14 protein-coding genes are annotated in these 18,068 nt (G+C 60.1%); 9 read left to right on the top strand and 5 right to left on the bottom strand.

What is annotated here, in order from left to right; genetic code table 11:
- Window positions 1-88: 88 nt before the first annotated feature.
- From H3028_RS14610 to H3028_RS14575, 8 genes are all read left to right on the top strand, one after another.
- Window positions 89-2,266, top strand: coding sequence for a malate synthase G (locus tag H3028_RS14610; RefSeq protein WP_181297835.1), 2,178 nt, complete (start codon window positions 89-91; stop codon window positions 2,264-2,266).
- Between the two features lie 187 nt (window positions 2,267-2,453).
- The gene (locus H3028_RS14605) at window positions 2,454-4,388 is read left to right on the top strand and encodes a putative nucleotidyltransferase substrate binding domain-containing protein (RefSeq protein WP_181297833.1); all 1,935 of its coding nucleotides are present in this window, start codon (window positions 2,454-2,456) and stop codon (window positions 4,386-4,388) included.
- Window positions 4,385-5,089, top strand: a complete 705-nt coding sequence (locus tag H3028_RS14600) for a PolC-type DNA polymerase III (protein ID WP_181297831.1) — start codon at window positions 4,385-4,387, stop codon at window positions 5,087-5,089. The genes H3028_RS14605 and H3028_RS14600 overlap by 4 nt, the downstream gene beginning before the upstream one ends.
- Before the next feature lie 127 nt (window positions 5,090-5,216).
- On the top strand, window positions 5,217-5,735 hold the full coding sequence (locus tag H3028_RS14595) for an RNA polymerase sigma factor (RefSeq protein WP_181297829.1): 519 nt from the start codon (window positions 5,217-5,219) through the stop codon (window positions 5,733-5,735).
- A 2-nt stretch (window positions 5,736-5,737) separates the two neighbouring features.
- A complete protein-coding gene (locus H3028_RS14590) occupies window positions 5,738-6,715 on the top strand; it encodes a FecR family protein (RefSeq protein WP_181298155.1) in 978 nt (325 codons plus the stop codon).
- A gap of 164 nt (window positions 6,716-6,879) precedes the next feature.
- Window positions 6,880-9,291, top strand: a complete 2,412-nt coding sequence (locus H3028_RS14585) for a TonB-dependent receptor (RefSeq protein ID WP_181297827.1) — start codon at window positions 6,880-6,882, stop codon at window positions 9,289-9,291.
- A 59-nt stretch (window positions 9,292-9,350) separates the two neighbouring features.
- Window positions 9,351-10,475: a PepSY domain-containing protein gene (locus H3028_RS14580; protein ID WP_181297825.1), complete on the top strand. Its 1,125-nt coding sequence runs from the start codon at window positions 9,351-9,353 to the stop codon at window positions 10,473-10,475.
- Window positions 10,472-10,681 carry a hypothetical protein gene (locus tag H3028_RS14575; RefSeq protein ID WP_181297823.1) on the top strand — a complete coding sequence of 70 codons (210 nt, stop codon included), beginning with the start codon at window positions 10,472-10,474 and terminating at the stop codon, window positions 10,679-10,681. The genes H3028_RS14580 and H3028_RS14575 overlap by 4 nt, the downstream gene beginning before the upstream one ends.
- Before the next feature lie 246 nt (window positions 10,682-10,927).
- On the opposite strand, the gene H3028_RS14570 is transcribed toward H3028_RS14575, so the two are convergent.
- From H3028_RS14570 to H3028_RS14555, 4 genes are all read right to left on the bottom strand, one after another.
- Window positions 10,928-11,449: a hypothetical protein gene (locus tag H3028_RS14570; RefSeq protein ID WP_181298154.1), complete on the bottom strand. Its 522-nt coding sequence runs from the start codon at window positions 11,447-11,449 to the stop codon at window positions 10,928-10,930.
- A gap of 97 nt (window positions 11,450-11,546) precedes the next feature.
- The gene (locus H3028_RS14565; RefSeq protein WP_181297821.1) at window positions 11,547-13,319 is read right to left on the bottom strand and encodes a sodium:solute symporter family protein; all 1,773 of its coding nucleotides are present in this window, start codon (window positions 13,317-13,319) and stop codon (window positions 11,547-11,549) included.
- A 6-nt stretch (window positions 13,320-13,325) separates the two neighbouring features.
- Window positions 13,326-13,589, bottom strand: a complete 264-nt coding sequence (locus H3028_RS14560) for a DUF4212 domain-containing protein (protein WP_045163945.1) — start codon at window positions 13,587-13,589, stop codon at window positions 13,326-13,328.
- A 696-nt stretch (window positions 13,590-14,285) separates the two neighbouring features.
- Window positions 14,286-14,807, bottom strand: coding sequence for an ATP-dependent zinc protease (locus tag H3028_RS14555; protein WP_181297819.1), 522 nt, complete (start codon window positions 14,805-14,807; stop codon window positions 14,286-14,288).
- A 146-nt stretch (window positions 14,808-14,953) separates the two neighbouring features.
- On the opposite strand from H3028_RS14555, the gene dbpA reads away from it, so the two are divergent.
- Window positions 14,954-16,333 (top strand): ATP-dependent RNA helicase DbpA, encoded by a 1,380-nt coding sequence (dbpA, locus tag H3028_RS14550; protein WP_181297817.1) that lies wholly within the window; start codon window positions 14,954-14,956, stop codon window positions 16,331-16,333.
- 129 nt (window positions 16,334-16,462) lie between these two features.
- Here the strand turns inward: dbpA and H3028_RS14545 are convergent, their stop codons facing one another.
- Complete coding sequence (locus tag H3028_RS14545) at window positions 16,463-17,941, bottom strand: PhoX family phosphatase (RefSeq protein ID WP_181297815.1); 1,479 nt, start codon at window positions 17,939-17,941, stop codon at window positions 16,463-16,465.
- Between the last annotated feature and the right edge of the window lie 127 nt (window positions 17,942-18,068).

Below are 18,068 nucleotides of genomic sequence, written 5' to 3'. Positions count from 1 at the left end.
TCCGAACGGCTTCATGTAGTATCCGGCAGCCCGGACTACAAGAACTGCAATCGTCCGTGTCGGATTGAAGAACCAAGTGAGGCGAGTAATGACTGAGCGCGTTGAAGTCGGTGGCCTGCAGGTCGCCAAAGTCCTGTACGACTTCGTGAACAACGAAGCGATTCCTGGTACCGGTGTTGATGCAGATGCCTTCTGGGCCGGCGCTTCCAGCGTCATCCACGACCTGGCGCCGAAGAACCGCGCGCTGCTGGCCAAACGTGACGACCTGCAGTCACAAATCGATGCTTGGCATCAGGCGTGTGCGGGCCAGGCTCACGATCCGGTGGTCTACAAGGCCTTCCTGCAGGAAATCGGCTATCTGCTGCCCGAAGCCGAAGACTTCCAGGCCACCACTCAGAACGTCGACGAAGAAATCGCCCGCATGGCCGGCCCGCAGCTGGTCGTACCGATCATGAACGCGCGTTTCGCCCTGAACGCCGCCAACGCCCGCTGGGGCTCGCTGTATGACGCGCTCTACGGCACCGACGCCATCTCTGAAGAAGATGGCGCCAGCAAGGGCCCAGGCTACAACGAAATCCGCGGCAACAAGGTCATCGCCTACGCCCGCGCCTTCCTGGACGATGCCGCCCCGCTGGAAAGCGGCTCGCATGCCGATTCCACCGGCTATCGCATTGAAGGCGGCAAGTTGATCGTTTCCCTGAAGAACGGCAGCACCACCGGCTTGAAGAACCCGCAGCTGCTGCTCGGTTTTCAGGGTGAGGCCAGCGCGCCAATCGCCGTGCTGTTCAAGCACAACGGCATCCACTTCGAACTCCAGATCGACACGACCAGCCCCATCGGCCAGACCGACGCGGCCGGCGTGAAAGACATCCTGATGGAAGCGGCGCTGACCACCATCATGGACTGCGAAGACTCCATCGCCGCCGTCGACGCCGAAGATAAGACCCTCGTGTACCGCAATTGGCTCGGCCTGATGAAGGGCGATCTGGTCGAAGAGCTGGACAAGGGTGGCAAGCGCATCACGCGCGCAATGAACCCGGACCGGGTCTACACCCAGGTCGACGGTGGTGAACTGACCCTGCATGGCCGCTCCTTGCTGTTTATCCGTAACGTCGGCCACCTGATGACTAACGACGCCATCCTCGACAAGGAAGGCAACGAAGTACCGGAAGGCATCATGGACGGCCTGTTCACCGGCTTGGCCGCGATGCACAACCTCAAGGGCAACACCACCCGCGCCAACAGCCGCACCGGCTCGATGTACATCGTCAAGCCGAAGATGCACGGCGCGGAAGAAGTGGCTTTCGCCACCGAACTGTTCGGCCGCGTCGAAGACGTTCTTGGCCTGCCGCGCAACACGCTCAAGGTCGGCATCATGGACGAGGAGCGCCGCACCACGATCAACCTCAAGGCCTGCATCAAGGAAGCACGCGAACGCGTGGTGTTCATCAACACCGGCTTCCTTGATCGCACCGGCGACGAGATCCACACCTCCATGGAGGCCGGCCCGGTCGTCCGCAAGGCGGCGATGAAGGCCGAGAAGTGGATCGGCGCCTACGAGAACAATAACGTCGACGTCGGCCTGGCGTGCGGCCTGCAGGGCAAGGCGCAAATCGGCAAAGGCATGTGGGCCATGCCCGACCTGATGGCGAGCATGCTCGAGCAGAAGATTGGCCACCCTATGGCCGGTGCCAATACAGCCTGGGTCCCCTCGCCGACAGCCGCCACCCTGCACGCGATGCACTACCACAAGGTCGACGTATTCGCCCGCCAGGCCGAGCTGGCCAAGCGCGAGAAGGCCTCGGTCGATGACATCCTCACCATTCCGCTGGCTACCGACGCCAACTGGAACGAAGACGAGAAGCGCAACGAGCTGGACAACAACGCGCAGGGCATCCTGGGCTATGTGGTGCGCTGGATCGATGCCGGCGTCGGCTGCTCGAAGGTGCCGGATATCAACGACATCGCGCTGATGGAAGACCGCGCGACCCTGCGCATCTCCAGCCAGCACATGGCTAACTGGCTGCGTCATGGGGTCGTCACTCAGGAGCAGGTAATCGAAAGCCTCAAGCGCATGGCGCCAGTCGTCGATCGCCAGAACGCAGGCGACCCGACCTACCGCCCGCTAGCCCCGGATTTCGACAACAACGTCGCCTTCCAGGCCGCTCTTGAGCTGGTGCTCGAAGGCACCAAACAGCCCAACGGCTACACCGAGCCGGTACTGCACCGCCGGCGCCGCGAATTCAAGGCCAAGAACGGCCTGTAATCCGAGAGCCAAAGCGAACAAAGCCGCCCTCCGGGGCGGCTTTTTTATTGCCTATGTAACTTCGCTACAACTCCACCGAATCGCTGATCCTGTCAGCCCGAGCTGGCTAGCCTCCAACTAGACTTACGTCCAATGTGACCCTGCCGACCCACAGCCCACCATTGGGCGCAAAAAATGGAAGCGAACCATGAGCAAAGCCGATGCTTTCGCCGAGGCGGGCAAGACCGCTGTGCTGCAGAACATCCACGGAACCATGGAGTTTCTGCGCAAGTTCCCGCCGTTCAATCAGATGGAACCGGGCCACCTCGCCTACCTGGTCGAAAACTGCCAGCTGCGTTTTTACAGCGAAGGCGACTGCATTATTTCGCCCGATGACGGCGCCGTCGAACACTTCTACATCGTCAAGCAGGGCCGCGTGCATGGTCAGCGCCCACATACCAGCAAGCGCGGTACCGAGACCACCTTCGAAGTCATCGTCGGCGAATGCTTTCCGATGGCGGCGCTGATGGGCGAGCGAGCCACTCGCACCAGTCATTTCGCCGCCGAGGACACCTTCTGCTTTCTGCTGAGCAAACCAGCCTTCATCAGACTGGTATCCAAGTCCGCCGCGTTCCGCGATTTCGCCATGCGCGGCGTAAGCAGCCTGCTCGACCTGGTCAACCAGCAGGCACAAATGCGCGCGGTGGAAAACCTAGGGGCGCAATATTCACTCGATACCCGTATCGGCGAGCTGGCGTTGCACCATCCGGTTTCATGCCTGCCAACCATGCCGCTGCCCGAAGCGGTCGGCCTGATGAACGAAACCAATGTCGGCAGCATCGTGATCACCGACGAAAAATTGCATCCGCTAGGCATCTTCACGCTGCGCGACCTTCGGCGTGTGATCGCCACTGGCACCACTGAGCTATCCGTGCCGATTTCCAGGTTCATGACGCATGATCCCTTCCATCTGCCGCCAGACGCCAGCGCGTTCGACGCAGCGATCGCCATGACCGAACGGCATATCGCCCACGTTTGCATCGTCGAGAAGGGCACCCTATGCGGCGTTATTTCCGAGCGCGATCTGTTCTCGCTGCAGCGCGTCGACCTGGTGCACCTGGCGCAGGCCATCTCTCACGCCGACAGCGTTGAGACACTGGTGATCATCCGCAGCCGCATACTGCAGTTGGTCGACAACATGCTGGCGCACGGCGCGTCGTCGACGCAGATCACCCACATCATTACGCTGCTTAATGACCACACGGTCTGCCGCGTGATCCAACTGGCCATCGACGCACTGGGCGATCCGGGTATCCCCTTTACCTGGCTGTGTTTCGGCAGCGAAGGGCGTAGAGAACAGACGCTGCACACCGACCAGGACAACGGCATCCTGTTCGAGGCCGCCAATGCCGCGGAGGCCGCACATATCCGGGGGCGCCTGCTGCCACTCGCCGAGCGCATCAACCGCGACCTCGATACCTGCGGCTTCACCCTGTGCAAGGGCAACATCATGGCCGGCAATCCCCAGCTGTGCCTGTCACGGCAGGAATGGCGGCGACGCTTCAGCTCGTTCATCCGGGAGTCGACCTCGGAGAACCTGCTCAACAGTACGATCTATTTCGACTTGCGAGCTATCTGGGGTCCCGCTGAAGGTTGCGAGCAGCTGCGCAACGAGTTACTCGATGAGATCGGCGACAACAGCCTGTTCCAACGCATGCTGGCCGAGAACGCTTTGCGCCAACGACCTCCGGTGGGCCGCTTCCGCGACTTCGTCGTCACCCGTAAGGGCGAGGGCAAGGCGACGCTGGACCTCAAAGTGCAAGGCCTGACGCCGTTCGTCGACGGGGCGCGCCTGCTTGCGCTGGCTCACGGCATCGCCACTTGCAACACCCTCGACCGGTTGCGCCAGCTGGTCGAAAACGATGTCATCGACGAAAAGGATGGCGCAGCCTTCGAAGAGGCCTACCATTTCATCCAGCAGACGCGCATGCAGCAGCACCAGCAGCAGGCACGCGAGGGACGGCCATATTCCAACCGGCTCGACCCCGACAGCCTCAATCATCTGGACCGGCGCATCCTGCGTGAATCCTTTCGCCAGGCCCAGCGGTTGCAAAGCAGCCTGGCGGTTCGCTATCAGTTATGAATATGCCCTGGTTCAAACAACGCGGCCCCATCCTTAGCCTGGAACAGCTGCAGCGGCGCGATCGGCTGCGCCCACCCGCGCCGCTCGACCTGTGCCCGCTGCAGACGCAGCGCATGGTGGTGCTCGATCTGGAAACCAGCGGCCTGGATATGCGCCGCGACATTGTGCTGTCCATTGGCGCCGTCGTGATCGAACGAAGCAGCATCCATCTGGGGGATCAGTTCGAGTCAACCCTGCTGCGCCCGGCGCAGAAGATCAGCGAGAGCGTCCTGATCCATGGCATCGCACCGAACGAGCTGGAAAACGGCGAGGAGCCCGCCGAAGCGCTGCTGGACTTCATGGAATTTGTCGGCGACAGCCCAATCCTGGCCTTCCATGCCGGTTTCGATCAACGCATGCTGACCCGCGCACTGAAACAGGCGCTCGGCTATAAGCTGCGCCATCCTTTCATCGATGTCGCCGAGCTTGCACCGATGCTCTGCCCGGACAACCGGCCAAGGCAGAATTACCTGGACGACTGGTGTACCCATTTCGGCCTGCAGGTGCTGCAGCGCCATCACGCCAGCGCCGATGCGCTGGTGACTGCAGAGTTAGCCCTGATTCTGATGAGCAAAGCGAGACGCCAGGGCCTGGATAACCTGAGCGCTCTGAATCAGCGCTTGGCCAACTGGCGACAACGGCAGCAGGCGAATTTCATGTAGCGTCTCGCCGGCGCCAGGTACCGATAGGCTGGGATGCATTAACTACCGTTGCACCAATGGCGGCAACTTGCGATCATACTGCGAATAGTTCTCGTTACTGGCCGCCCGTCGGCCTTGGAGCGTCGCCTTGTCGGCTGGTGAGTCGTCCAACCAACTTTTCGTGGGTTCGCTGTATCGCGATCACCGCGACTGGCTGCTCAATTGGCTGCGGCGGTATCAGGCCTGTCCGCACCGCGCCGAGGATCTGAGCCAGGACACCTTTCTTCGCTTGCTCAAACGCAACGACCTTAGCAATGTCCGTGAACCCCGGGCATTGCTGGCCACTATCGCCCGCGGGCTGCTGATCGACCATTTCCGCCGCAGCGCTCTGGAGCGCGCCTATCTCGATGAGCTGGCGCTACAACCGGAAGAAACCCAACCCAGCGCCGAGGAGCAGCTACAGACCCTTCAAGCGCTGCGCGAGGTGGATACGCTGCTTGGTCAACTTTCAGCGAAAGCTCGAGCGGCCTTTTTCTACAACCGCCTGGACGGTATGGCGCACGGCGAGATTGCTGAGCGTCTAGGTGTCTCGGTGCCACGCGTGCGTCAGTATTTGGCTCAGGCGCTGCGCCAGTGCTACATCGCCGTCTATGGCGAGCCCACATGAACATGGCTCGCCAACCGGTTTCGGCGCGGGTTCTCGACGAGGCCATCGCCTGGCAGCTGCGCGTAGGCGGCGGAGCGGCAGACTCGCAGCTTGGCGCCGAGCTCGAACGTTGGCTGAATGAGAGTACCGAACACGCCAGGGCCTGGGCGCAGTTAGGCGGCATCGACCGACACCTGGGCACGATCAATTCACCGAGCGCGCGAAAAGCTTTGCAGACCAGCGCAAGGTCCCGTCCCTACCGTCCAGCCAGCCGCGTCCTGATCGGGATGGGAGTGTCATGTGCGGTAGGTATCGGGCTGGCACTCCAGGCACAGCCGCTGCCGGTCTGGTTGGCGGACGAGCGCACCGGCGCCGGCGAACAACACAGCGTTACCCTGTCCGACCAGAGCCATATCCAGCTGAACAGCCGTAGCGCGCTGGATATCCGCTTCGATGCGCGCCAGCGCAGGCTGTTTCTTCACCAGGGCGAAGTGCTGATCGATACTGCACCAGGCGAGCGACCTTTCATCGTGCAAACCGATCAGGGCGACCTGCGTGCGCTGGGCACGCGTTTCATCGTTCGCCGTGAGGGGGATGCCACCCGCCTGATCGTGCTCCGCTCGGCTGTCGCCGCGCTCCCGGGCGATCTGCAGGCAGGCCGAACCCTGCGGGCCGGTGAGCAGGTGCTGATGCACCGTGGCCATCTCGGTGATAGCCGGGAAGCACCTATCGCTGCAGACGCCTGGAGCCGCGGCATGCTCGTGGTGGAAAACCTGCCGCTGGCCGAACTACTGGCGAAGCTAAGCGAATACCGCCAGGGCTATCTCGGCCTCGACCCGAGCCTCGAATCCCTGCGCATCAGCGGAAGCTTCCCGCTGCATGACACCGACCGTGCGCTCGCGGCCCTACCACCGAGCCTGCCTGTGCAGATCGAGCGCCACACTGACTGGTGGGTCAAGGTGGTTCCGGCCAAGCCAGTCGCCGATACAGACAAGCAGTAGCCTCGCCAACTGCGAACCGTACCGTAAAGGTGGCCAGCTGATTCAGCGAGGCATCCATACGGATGCCGTTTCACGGAATATTTTTTCGCCGCCCCTATCACTTTCGGTTTCTGCTTCGGCTTGGTGAGTAACTGAGACATATTCCTATTCGGGAGCCGTTCACAATGCCATCGCTGATTTCACTGTTTCGTCCAAGCCTGCTGGCCGTCGCCATCGCCTTCGCACCCCTGCCGCTGCTCGCTCAATCCGCCAGCGACAGCGCAGCAACTGTCGACGACGTTCGTGAGTACGCGCTGCCTGCCGCTCCCCTCGCAACCACGCTCAACCGTATCGCTGCTGAAGCCGGACTGGTGCTAAGCATCGACCCAGCGCTGACCCGCGAGCGCATGGCCCAGCCAGTTCAGGGCCGTTTCGATGGCCAGGGCGCCTTGCGCGAAGCCCTGCGCGGTACCGGCCTTGAGTTGCGTCAGGCCAACCCCGGCAGCTATAGCGTGCAGCCGGCGCCAACCGATGCGATGGCGCTGCCGGATGTAACCGTGACCGCCTCCGAGCCACTCGTCGAAGGCAGCGAAGACAGCGGCTATCGGACCACAACGGCGAGAAACGTCGGTGCGCTGGGCGGGATGGCACTGCAGGACGCCCCTTACTCAATCAGCGTGGTCTCCTCGGACATGCTGCGCAATACCCAGACCACCTCGACCGACGAGGTCTTCAAGCGCAACCCTTTCACTCAACTCTATTCACCGAAGAACGCAGGCTACGCCAGCGCAGTGGCGATCCGGGGCTTCAGCGATGCCGGCAACCTGAGCATCGCCAATGATGGTCTGCGCTTCAGTACCGGTTATGACAGCGGCAATTTCGTCGAGGAAATGGAGCAGATCGAGGTGCTCACTGGCCTCAGCGGCTTTCTATACGGGCCGGCAAGCCCCGGCGGCCTGGTCAACTATGTCCTCAAACGTCCTACCTACGAGCGCTACAACAGCGTGACTCTCGGCAATGCCGGAGGCGAGAACTACTATTTGCATGGCGATTTCGGCGGCAAGGTCGATGACCAAGGGATCTTTGCCTATCGCTTGAACATGCTGACTCAGGACGGCGAAACCGCAATAGACATGCAGAAGCGGCGCCGCCAGATGATCAGCCTGGCGCTGGACTGGAACGTTAGCGACGACCTGCTGATTCAGTTCGATGCCTCGCATAAAGAGAATGAGACTCACGGGCTTACCAGCTACTGGTTTGTGGCGGACGGCAGCCGTCGTCCGAGCGCCAGCGATCTCGATAACGACAAACTGTATAGCCAGCGCTGGGCGATCTCCGACAGCGAACATGATCGCGTCGGGAGCCGTTTCAACTGGCGTCTGAGCGACGTGTTTACGCTACGCGGGGCGCTGGCTTACGCCGAATACACCGACGAATACGTCTATACCGGTCCGACAATTGACGCCAGTACACCCACCGGAACCTATGCGCAGCCGCTTTACGCGTTCGCCCCCGTCGATAACGAAGAGACATCCGCCAACCTCTTTCTCGATTCGGTATTTCAAACTGGCCCCCTTGGCCACAAGCTCACCGTCGGATATCAGGGCAGCAGCCTGCGCACCAAGCAGCACACCGACCATGTCCCCTTCGGTTTCCAATGGAATTCTGTGGTTGGCAACGTACCGATCGGCGAAGCACCTCAGGTTGGCAAGCCCGCCTATAACATCGGCAATAGCAGCAAGCACCTATCGGCAACCAGCGACCTCAGCAGTGTTCTGATCGGCGATGTAATCACCTTTAATCCACAGTGGTCGACGATCCTCGGCGTCGTCCATTCGAAGATCGAAACCTTCTCGAACGATTTCGTTTATGGCACCGGGGTAACCGAATACGAGAAGAGCGAAACCTCGCCGAACGTCTCACTGATCTACAAGCCAGTGCCGTGGCTGACGACTTACGCCAGTTATATCGAAGGGCTGGAAGCCGGCGGCTCGACCTCTGTATTTCCCGGTGGCCCAACCGTCTCGCTGCCGCCTGAAGTCAGCGAGCAGTACGAAATAGGTGCCAAGGCCTTGTGGGGTGATGCGCTGTTCACTGTTGCGCTGTTCAACATCGACAAACCGAATTACATCACCAATTTCGTCTACACGCCCAACGGGCGTCAGGAGAACACAGGGATAGAATTTGGCGTCACCGGTAAGGTTACGCCGGCATTGACGCTGGTAGGTGGGCTGACCCTGCTTGATGCAAGCGTGAATAACTCCAGTGTCGCGGCCAATAACGGTAACAAGCCGACCAATGTCGCCTCTAAGCTCGCCAAGCTCTACGCCGAGTATGACGTGGCTAGCGCTCCGGGCTTCGCCGTTACCGGCGGTGCCTATTACACCGGCAAGCAGTACAGCGATGCAGAAAACCAGTACAGCCTGTCTTCGTTCACCACCTTCGACCTTGGGGCGCGCTACCGTATGCCAGTGGCCGGCAATACGCTTACCCTGCGAGCCAATGTCAGTAACCTCACGGACAAGGAATACTGGCTGAACAGTCATTACCTCGGCGATCCGCGCACGTTGACGTTCTCTGGGCAACTGGAGTTCTGATCAGCGGTTGCCTTCCGGGCCGGCCTAATGGCCGGCTTTGTCATTACAGGATTCACCTGATGCGAAGCAAAACCATCCGCCGCTGGTCCTTCGTCCATACCTGGACCAGCCTGATCTGCACCTTGTTCCTGCTGATGCTGGCGATCACCGGGCTACCGCTGATCTTCCACCATGAGCTGGAACATCTGCTCGGCGAGGCACCCGAGCTGCGTGAGATGCCTGCCGACACGCCGCACCTGGATCTGCAGCAGTTGGTCGGTGCCGCCGAGCAGCACCGGACCGGCGAGGTAGTACAGTACTTTGGCTGGGAAGCCGACGAACCCAATGGCGTCGTGGCCATTACCGCTGCGACCGCCGGCACCGAACCAAACTCCTCCTATACCTTCATGCTCGATGCGCGCACCGGAGAAGCGGTGGAGATGCCTGCGGCCAATGGCGGCCTGATGATGTTCTTCCTGCGCATGCACGTGGACATGTTCGCCGGCTTGCCCGGCAAGTTGTTCCTGGCCTTCATGGGTATCTTGTTCGTCGTGGCGGTCATTTCTGGCGTCGTGCTCTATGCGCCGTTCATGCGCCGTCTCGAATTCGCTCAGGTCCGGCATGACCGCTCCAATCGTACCCGTTGGCTCGATCTGCACAATCTGATCGGCGTGGTCACACTCAGCTGGGCGCTGGTGGTTGGCATCACCGGGGTCGTCAGTGCCTGTGCAGACCTGCTGATCGAGGCCTGGCGGGCCGAGACGCTGACAGCGATGCTCGAGCCTTATCAAGATGCGCCGCCATTGACGACACGAGCGCCTGCGAGCGATCTGCTGGAAATTGCAACACAGGCGGCACCGGGAATGCGACCAGACTTCATTGCCTTTCCCGGCACACGCTTTTCCAGCGAACATCATTACGCCGTATTCATGAACGGTAGCAGCCACCTGACCTCTCACCTGTTCACGCCGGTACTGGTCGATGCCCAGACGCTGAACGTGACGGCAGTGGGGGAACGTCCGTGGTACATGGATGCACTTGGCCTGTCCCAGCCGCTGCACTTCGGCGACTACGGCGGCCGGCCTATGCAGATCCTCTGGGCCGTTCTCGACGTGCTGACGATCATCGTGCTGGGTAGTGGGCTGTATCTGTGGTGGGTTCGCCGTCGAGGCACGCAATCAGCCACGCGCGAGGTGACCGCATGAGCTGGCGGGAGTCGACCTTCATGCTGCCGATGCTAATTGCCGTGCTCGGCTTTGCCGGCCTTTTCGCGGCTTTGCTCGGTGATGGCTGGTGGGATGTGGCGGCCTGGCTTGGTCTCGGTCTGCCAGCGCTGCTAAGCGTCTGGGCTCTGCCTCGTCGTAGCGCTACGGTGAACGAAAATCGGATCCCACGTGCCGAGCGGCCGTGATGCCGTGATGCCGTGATGCCGTGAGTAAATTGCTGAAACAGCGCCGTGCGAGATGGTTTTTCTCACTCGAGTGATTAGCGTCGCGATATCCGCCACGCTTCGTGGTCGTTGCGGATCGCCAGGCTACTTGGCGCGAGCGCACGTCTTGAGTCCCCTAGCTTGACTCAGACCGGTGCGCATCCGGCCAGATGCGCGCCGCGAACCCTATCCATACCCGCCGGGTCGCTAACTCCGACTCGACGCGAACTAGAGCTTTTCGCCAGCACAGATGACCCGATAAAGCGGCGCATCGGCATCCAGCATGGTCATGGTTTCTAACTTCGCCTGGCCTGCCTCATTCAGCCTGAACATTGCACGCTCGTTGCAGATCAGCTGACGGTTGCTGCTCGTCACCGTGGAGACCAAGTGCTCCTTTTTGAATCTGTACAGAACGAAACGGGCGATACGTCCCTGAGTGGTAGCTTCGACCTGCACGTTCGCGCCATCAAGCACCGTGTAGCTCAGCGGCATGGGATACATGACAGTCCATGGGCGCCACAACATATGGCCTATTTCACTTTCCACGATCACGGATCCTTCCGGCAAGCGTGCTTGCTTGGTTTCGAACCAGGTATATTCGTAGTGAACGGTATAGGCAAGCATTCCGATCCCAGCGAATACCGGAACGATCCATTTCGGTATTCGATTTCGCGTCAGATTGCGCAGCAGCAACGCGATTCCCGCGCCTGCCAGAGCGGCAGTGATTGCAGCGAATAAGTGCCAGATCATATACAGCTTCCTTAAAAAAAATCGGGCTTCCAGTTGGAAGCCCGATTCCTGCATCAACCAGTGTCAGACCATGCCTGACGCCTAGTTGCGTTATCAGTTAATGATCGAGCGCGGCGCCAGCACCTTTCGGAGTACGGACACTTTCAACCAAATCCTGAATCGCCTGCGGAGGTGCTTCAGTAGACATCGAAACGGCGTAAGCCACTGCGAAGTTAAGCATCGCACCGATAGCACCGAAGGCTTGCGGAGAAATACCGAACATCCACTGGTCTGGCGTGTTGGCGAACGACGCAGTACCTGGAATGAAGAACCAGCCCAGATACAGGAAGATGTAGACGCTGGTGCTCCCGAGACCAACCAGCATGCCCGCGACCGCGCCCTTGCTGTTCACACGCTTGGAGAAGATCCCCATCATCAGCGCCGGGAACAGGCTCGATGCTGCGAGACCAAACGCCAGTGCCACCACCTGTGCCGCAAAGCCTGGTGGATTCAGCCCCAGCCAGGTTGCCACGAGAATCGCACCTGTCATGGAAAGACGGGCAGCCAACATCTCTTTCTTCTCGCTGATCTTCGGATTGATGATCGTCTTGATCAGGTCATGGCTGATAGCCGAGGAGATAGCCAGCAGCAGACCTGCAGCTGTCGACAGCGCCGCTGCAATACCGCCCGCCGCGATCAGACCGACGACCCAGCCAGGCAGGTTGGCGATTTCCGGGTTAGCCAGAACGATGATGTCGTTGTTGACGACCAGCTCGTTGCCATTCCAGCCGCGCTCCTGCGCAGTAGGAGTAAAGGCAGCGTTGGTGTCGTTGTACATCTGGATGCGGCCATCGTTGTTCTTGTCTTCAAACTGAATCAGACCGGTTTCTTCCCAGGTCTGCATCCAGGTCGGACGCTCTTCATAAAGAATCGCTTGGGCTTCAGCAGTACCATTTGGATAGATGGTGTCCACCAGATTCAGGCGAGCCATGGACGCAACGGCCGGAGCAGTCAGGTACAGCAGCGCGATGAAAACCAGGGTCCAGCCAGCCGACCAGCGAGCATCAGCCACTTTCGGTACGGTGAAGAAGCGAATGATAACGTGCGGCAAGCCAGCAGTACCGATCATCAGCGACAGGGTGAACAGGAACATGTTCAGCTTGTTATCGACATCGGCAGTGTAAGCAGCGAAGCCCAGGTCCTGGACGACGAGGTCAAGCCTATCGAGCAGAGGCATACCGGATTCGACGTGGGTACCGAACATACCGAACATCGGGATCGGGTTACCGGTCAGCTGGAAGGCGATGAACACGGCAGGGATTGTGTAGGCGATGATCAGCACCACGTACTGCGCCACCTGGGTATAGGTGATGCCCTTCATGCCGCCAAATACCGCATAGGCGAACACGATCGCGGCGGCTAGCCAGATGCCCACGTCGTTGCTCACTTCGAGGAAACGTGAGAAGGCCACACCAGCACCGGACATCTGGCCGATCACGTAGGTGACCGAAATCAGAATCAGGCAGATAACCGCAACCAGGCGAGCGCCTCGGCTGTAGAAACGGTCACCGATGAAGTCAGGCACGGTGAACTTGCCGAATTTACGCAGGTAGGGTGCCAGCAGCATCGCTAGCAGCACGTAGCCGCCAGTCCAGCCCATCAGGTAGACCGAAGTCGCGTAACCACCGGACGCGATGATACCCGCCATCGAAATGAAAGACGCCGCAGACATCCAGTCAGCTGCAGTTGCCATACCGTTAGTTACGGGATGAACGCCACCGCCAGCTACGTAGAATTCTTTGGTCGATCCAGCTCGGGCCCACACCGCAATCCCTATATAGAGCAGGAAGGATGCGCCCACAAACAACATATTTATCCAATATTGGCTCATTCTGGCTTACTCCTCGACCCCGAATTCCTTGTCCAGTTTGTTCAGCCGCCACGCGTAGTGGAAGATGATCAAAATGAACGTAATGATGGAACCTTGTTGCGCGAACCAGAACCCCAGATCTGTTCCGCCGACCGGGATACCGGACAGCAACGGGCGCAAGAGGATAGCAAAGCCATACGAGACCAGAGCCCAGACCACAAGGCTCCATGTTATGAGGCGAACGTTCGCCTTCCAGTACGCAGCAGCATTTTCTTTATCGGCGTCGGCCATGACGTTCTCCGTCTTATTTTTATTACGGGTAAAGGGAACCACATCGTGAATCTAACAAGGATGAGTCGCGAAAGGATAGCCCCGACTTTAGTCTGAAGCTCTATAACAGCCACTGACACGCACTTTTTTTTGCGGCTCAAGGAGCAGCAAAGCAGGCCCTCGCGGAGCATCGAAGGCGGCTGCACAATCAGCCGTGCAAACTCGCCTTCCGGCGTATAAACAGAGCGGATCCCAGATTAAACCCCAGGAAATGAAGGGCGTTTTGTCCGAGCCCATGCGATCCGCAAGTCCGCCAGCATCGATTGACTGGCTGGTCACATAAACAATGAGCTATTTGCACTACCGAAACCGCAGGGTTGTTCCCTAAAGCCGACCCAAAGCGCTTAGTCAGTATTGATAAAAAACAAGCAAATCACATGCAGCGTCAACAATTAATTACAACGCAGCTTTATTAAATCAACAAAAACGCCTACTAACCGTAAACAAGAGAGGCGATACGTGACGACAGTCACCTTAACTATTCGCACATTAAGATGGTAGATAGGTTTTAGTACCATCTTTCGCCGCTTTGTTTGGCTTGATCGGCACCTAAAAAGCCTGTCGACACGCAGCAAGCATAAGGGCCCGGGGCCGCCCCTCTCGCATGCACACCTCGGTCGAACCGCAACAAACACGCCCCTCCTCATCTGGCGGGCCCTAGCAGGTCGGGCGACCCGCAGTGTATTTCTGCGAGGGATCAATCGCCGCGTCCAGATCGCGGATCGCCGTGGCGCCAATCAGCAAGGGATAGCGGAAATGGCTGCGGTCGGTGAGGTTGACCTCCGCCTCGCGCAACCGATCACCGATGCACAGCTGCATTTCCACCACTGGGCGCTCGGCGACGTCGGGCCCTCGTTCGAGGTCGGTGTCATCGTCGGGATCAGCCTCCTCTGCGCGAGTCTTGATCTCGGCGATACGCGCCAGTGGGCGTTCATAAAGCGTGTCTCCAGCTCCTTCGACGGCCAGGCGGAAGCGCACCCAGTCTTCCCCGTCGCGCTCGAAGCGCTCAATATCACGCGCCGACAGCGAGGCGGTCATCGCGCCGGTGTCCATCTTGGCCTTGAGGGTCTTGCCAAGGTCCTCGATCTTGATTTGTTCATACCGGCCGAAGAGCGTTGGCTCTGCAGCCGCCATAGCGGGAAGGGATAACGCGCTCAGCAGCAACAACAAACGGGACAAAACAGCCTCCTAGGGTATCCAATGATGTCTTTGGGACCCACTGTGCCTTCATCTGTTCCGCACACCGTGGCCCGCTCCGCCGGTTGCCACGCGACGACCACACAGGCCTGTTAGACTGCCCACCACTTCCCCTGCAGATGACCACCGTGCCCAGTTCAGCCTTCGCCACCCTGCCCCTCAGCCCCGCAACGCTGGCCAACCTCGACGCGCTCGGCTACACCGAGATGACGCCGATTCAGGCCCAGAGTCTGCCCGTGATGCTCAAGGGCATGGACCTCATCGCACAGGCCAAGACCGGTAGCGGCAAGACCGCCGCCTTCGGCATCGCACTGCTCGAGCCGCTCAACCCACGCTATTTTGGCTGCCAGTCGCTGGTTCTGTGCCCGACCCGCGAGCTGGCTGACCAAGTCGCCAAGGAACTGCGGCGGCTCGCGCGTTCAGCCGAGAACATCAAGATCCTCACGCTCTGCGGCGGCGTATCCATCGGTCCGCAAATCGGCTCGCTGGAGCATGGCGCCCATGTCATCGTCGGAACGCCTGGACGCATTCAGGAACACCTGAAAAAGGGCACGCTGAAACTCGACGGCCTCAACACGCTGGTGCTCGACGAAGCCGATCGCATGCTCGACATGGGCTTCTATGACGCCATCGCCGAGATCATCGGGCAGACCCCGAGCAAGCGCCAGACGTTGCTGTTCTCGGCCACTTACCCTGCCGGTATCAAGCAGCTTTCGGCAACCTTCATGCGCGACCCGCAGCAGGTCAAGGCCGAGGCGCTGCATGACGATTCGCAGATCGAACAGCGATTCTACGAGATCGATCCGGAAGATCGAATGGACGCCGTAGTACGCATTCTCGCCAGCTTCCGCCCAGAAACCTGCGTCGCCTTCTGCTTCACCAAGCAGCAATGCCAGGAGTTGGTCGACCAACTCAGCGCCAAGGGCATTTCGGCCATGGCACTCAACGGTGACCTCGAGCAGCGTGATCGCGATCAGGTCCTGGCGATGTTCGCCAACCGCAGCCTGTCGGTGCTGGTAGCGACCGACGTCGCCGCGCGCGGCCTGGATATCGACGCGCTGGACATGGTGGTCAACGTCGAGTTGGCGCGCGATTCTGAGATTCATATCCACCGCGTTGGGCGAACCGGGCGAGCCGGCAAGAAGGGCATCGCCATCAGCCTGGTTGCGCCTGCCGAAGCTCATCGCGCCCGGGCCATTGAAGAGCGACAGAAGGCGGCACTCAACTGGCAACCGCTGAGCGATCTGAAAGCGCAACCTGGCGAGCCATTGCAGCCGCCAATGGTCACCCTCTGCATCGGCGCAGGCCGCAAGGAGAAGCTGCGCCCCGGTGACATTCTTGGCGCACTCACCGGCGATGCGGGGATCCCCGGCACTCAGGTGGGCAAGATTGCGATCTTCGATTTCCAGGCTTTTGTCGCAGTGGAACGCGGTGTCGCCAAGCAAGCACTGAGCCGCCTCAATGCCGGGAAAATCAAGGGCCGTTCGTTGAAGGTAAGACAGCTATAAGCTGGAAGCCAGACCGTCCGGTGGATCACGCTTCACGGTTCCACCAAGCCGAGCAAGGTGGATGTGAAAAGTCACATCCACCCTACGGTCGAAGACAGAGGCTTTTACTTCAAGCTCCTGCTGCTTCTATTACAACGACCCACGCGCCCAAGGGCCCCAGATGGCAAAGGTGATGCCTGGAGTCTGGATGTTGACGAACAGGAAATGTCCGGTCGGATCGAAACAGGCACCAGCGAACTCACGGTTGCGGTAATCCCCACCGGACACATTCTTGCCGGCTGCGGCGGCTTGAACGTCATCAAAGACCGCATTGTTCTTGGCGAAGATGTAAGCCTCGCCCGCCGTGGTTAGCCCGAGCAGACGCTCCCCAAAGCCGAAGTCGTCCTGCACACCACCGCCATCTTCACAGAGCAGCAGGCCGCCGCGTGGGCTGACGGTGATGTTGTCGGGGTTGTTGGCGATCTCCTCGTCGGTGGACGCGAAAATGCAGGTCAACCGATCAGTCGCCAGATCATGCATCCATACCGCGCCGTTGCCATAACCGGCACGTCCGGAAGCATCGGTACCGGCACTGGTATCGACAATGAACAGCTTGCCTTCGCTGTACCAGATGCCTTCGCCGCGGCTCATGCTCAGGCCGCCTGCGCGACGGGCCTGGGCGAAGGGGCCGCTGCCTTCAGGCTGTGGTTCGAGGTCCGGATTCGGTACTTCAACCCATTCAAGCTGATAGCTGTCGCCCTGTTTCGGCGTCAATAGATCGGCCAGCGCATGATTGCGTACCCGTGCGGCCTGAAGAATCCCACCAGCCAAGAGTGAACCGGGCTGCTGGCTGGCGTCGATGGGGACGTAGCGGTAATAACCGGAACGGTTGCGAGCATCTTCGGTCAGGTAGACGTAACTGTTGCTCGGATCCACCGCCACCGCCTCGTGGGCGAAGCGGCCCATCTGAATGATCGGCTGACCGGTGGTCAAGGTGGGATCAGCGGTGACTTCGAAAACATAGCCGTGCGCCCGGCCGCCGACGCTGCTGTAGTCGGCGGTGGTTTCCTCACAGGACAGCCAAGTGCCCCACGGGGTCACGCCACCGGCGCAGTTGGTGCGAGTACCGCCAAGGCTTGGCAGGGTACGCACGGGTTGATCGATACCGCGAGGAACGTACAGATTGGTGGTGCCGCCGGCCGGGCGCTGACCGTTGGCAAGGGTAACGCCGTCATAGATTCCGTTGGCTTCGATCAGCGGGCCGGTGCTGGCCTCATGATTGCGCACCAGCACGACTTCGGGCCCATTGGGGCCGCGTCGCACATCGATAACGCCCATGCCGTCGTGGGAAGTGGGCACCGGCTGGCCGTTTTCCATCACGTCGCCAGTCCAGGAGAAACTTTTGTATTGGAAACCGTCAGGCAGCTGCAGCAGCTCCAGACCCGTGCTCAGATCTTTGGTCGGCCGCAGCGGACCGTAGCTGCTACGAACCAGACCGGCACCGCGACCCTGTGCGTTGCGTGCAGCGAAGGCCTGCAACGTGCCAAGAAAGGGCGTGGTAGCGACCACGGCGGCGATGGCGCTGCCCTTGAGCAGGTTACGACGGCTGGCATCATGTTCACGGTTCATGCGTTGTCCTCTGTTATCGGAATGGGGAGGGGCGCATGAATGAAGCCAGGCAAATACGGCAGAACGATGACCAATCGATGGCGTTCCGGTGATGCGGGACGGAAGGTCGGTATAAGCTTTGCCACGC

The organism is Pseudomonas sp. Q2-TVG4-2 (assembly GCF_013620795.1).
GTDB lineage: Bacteria > Pseudomonadota > Gammaproteobacteria > Pseudomonadales > Pseudomonadaceae > Stutzerimonas.
Note: the sequence above shows the minus strand (reverse complement) of the source record. Positions and strands in the feature narration are given on the sequence as shown.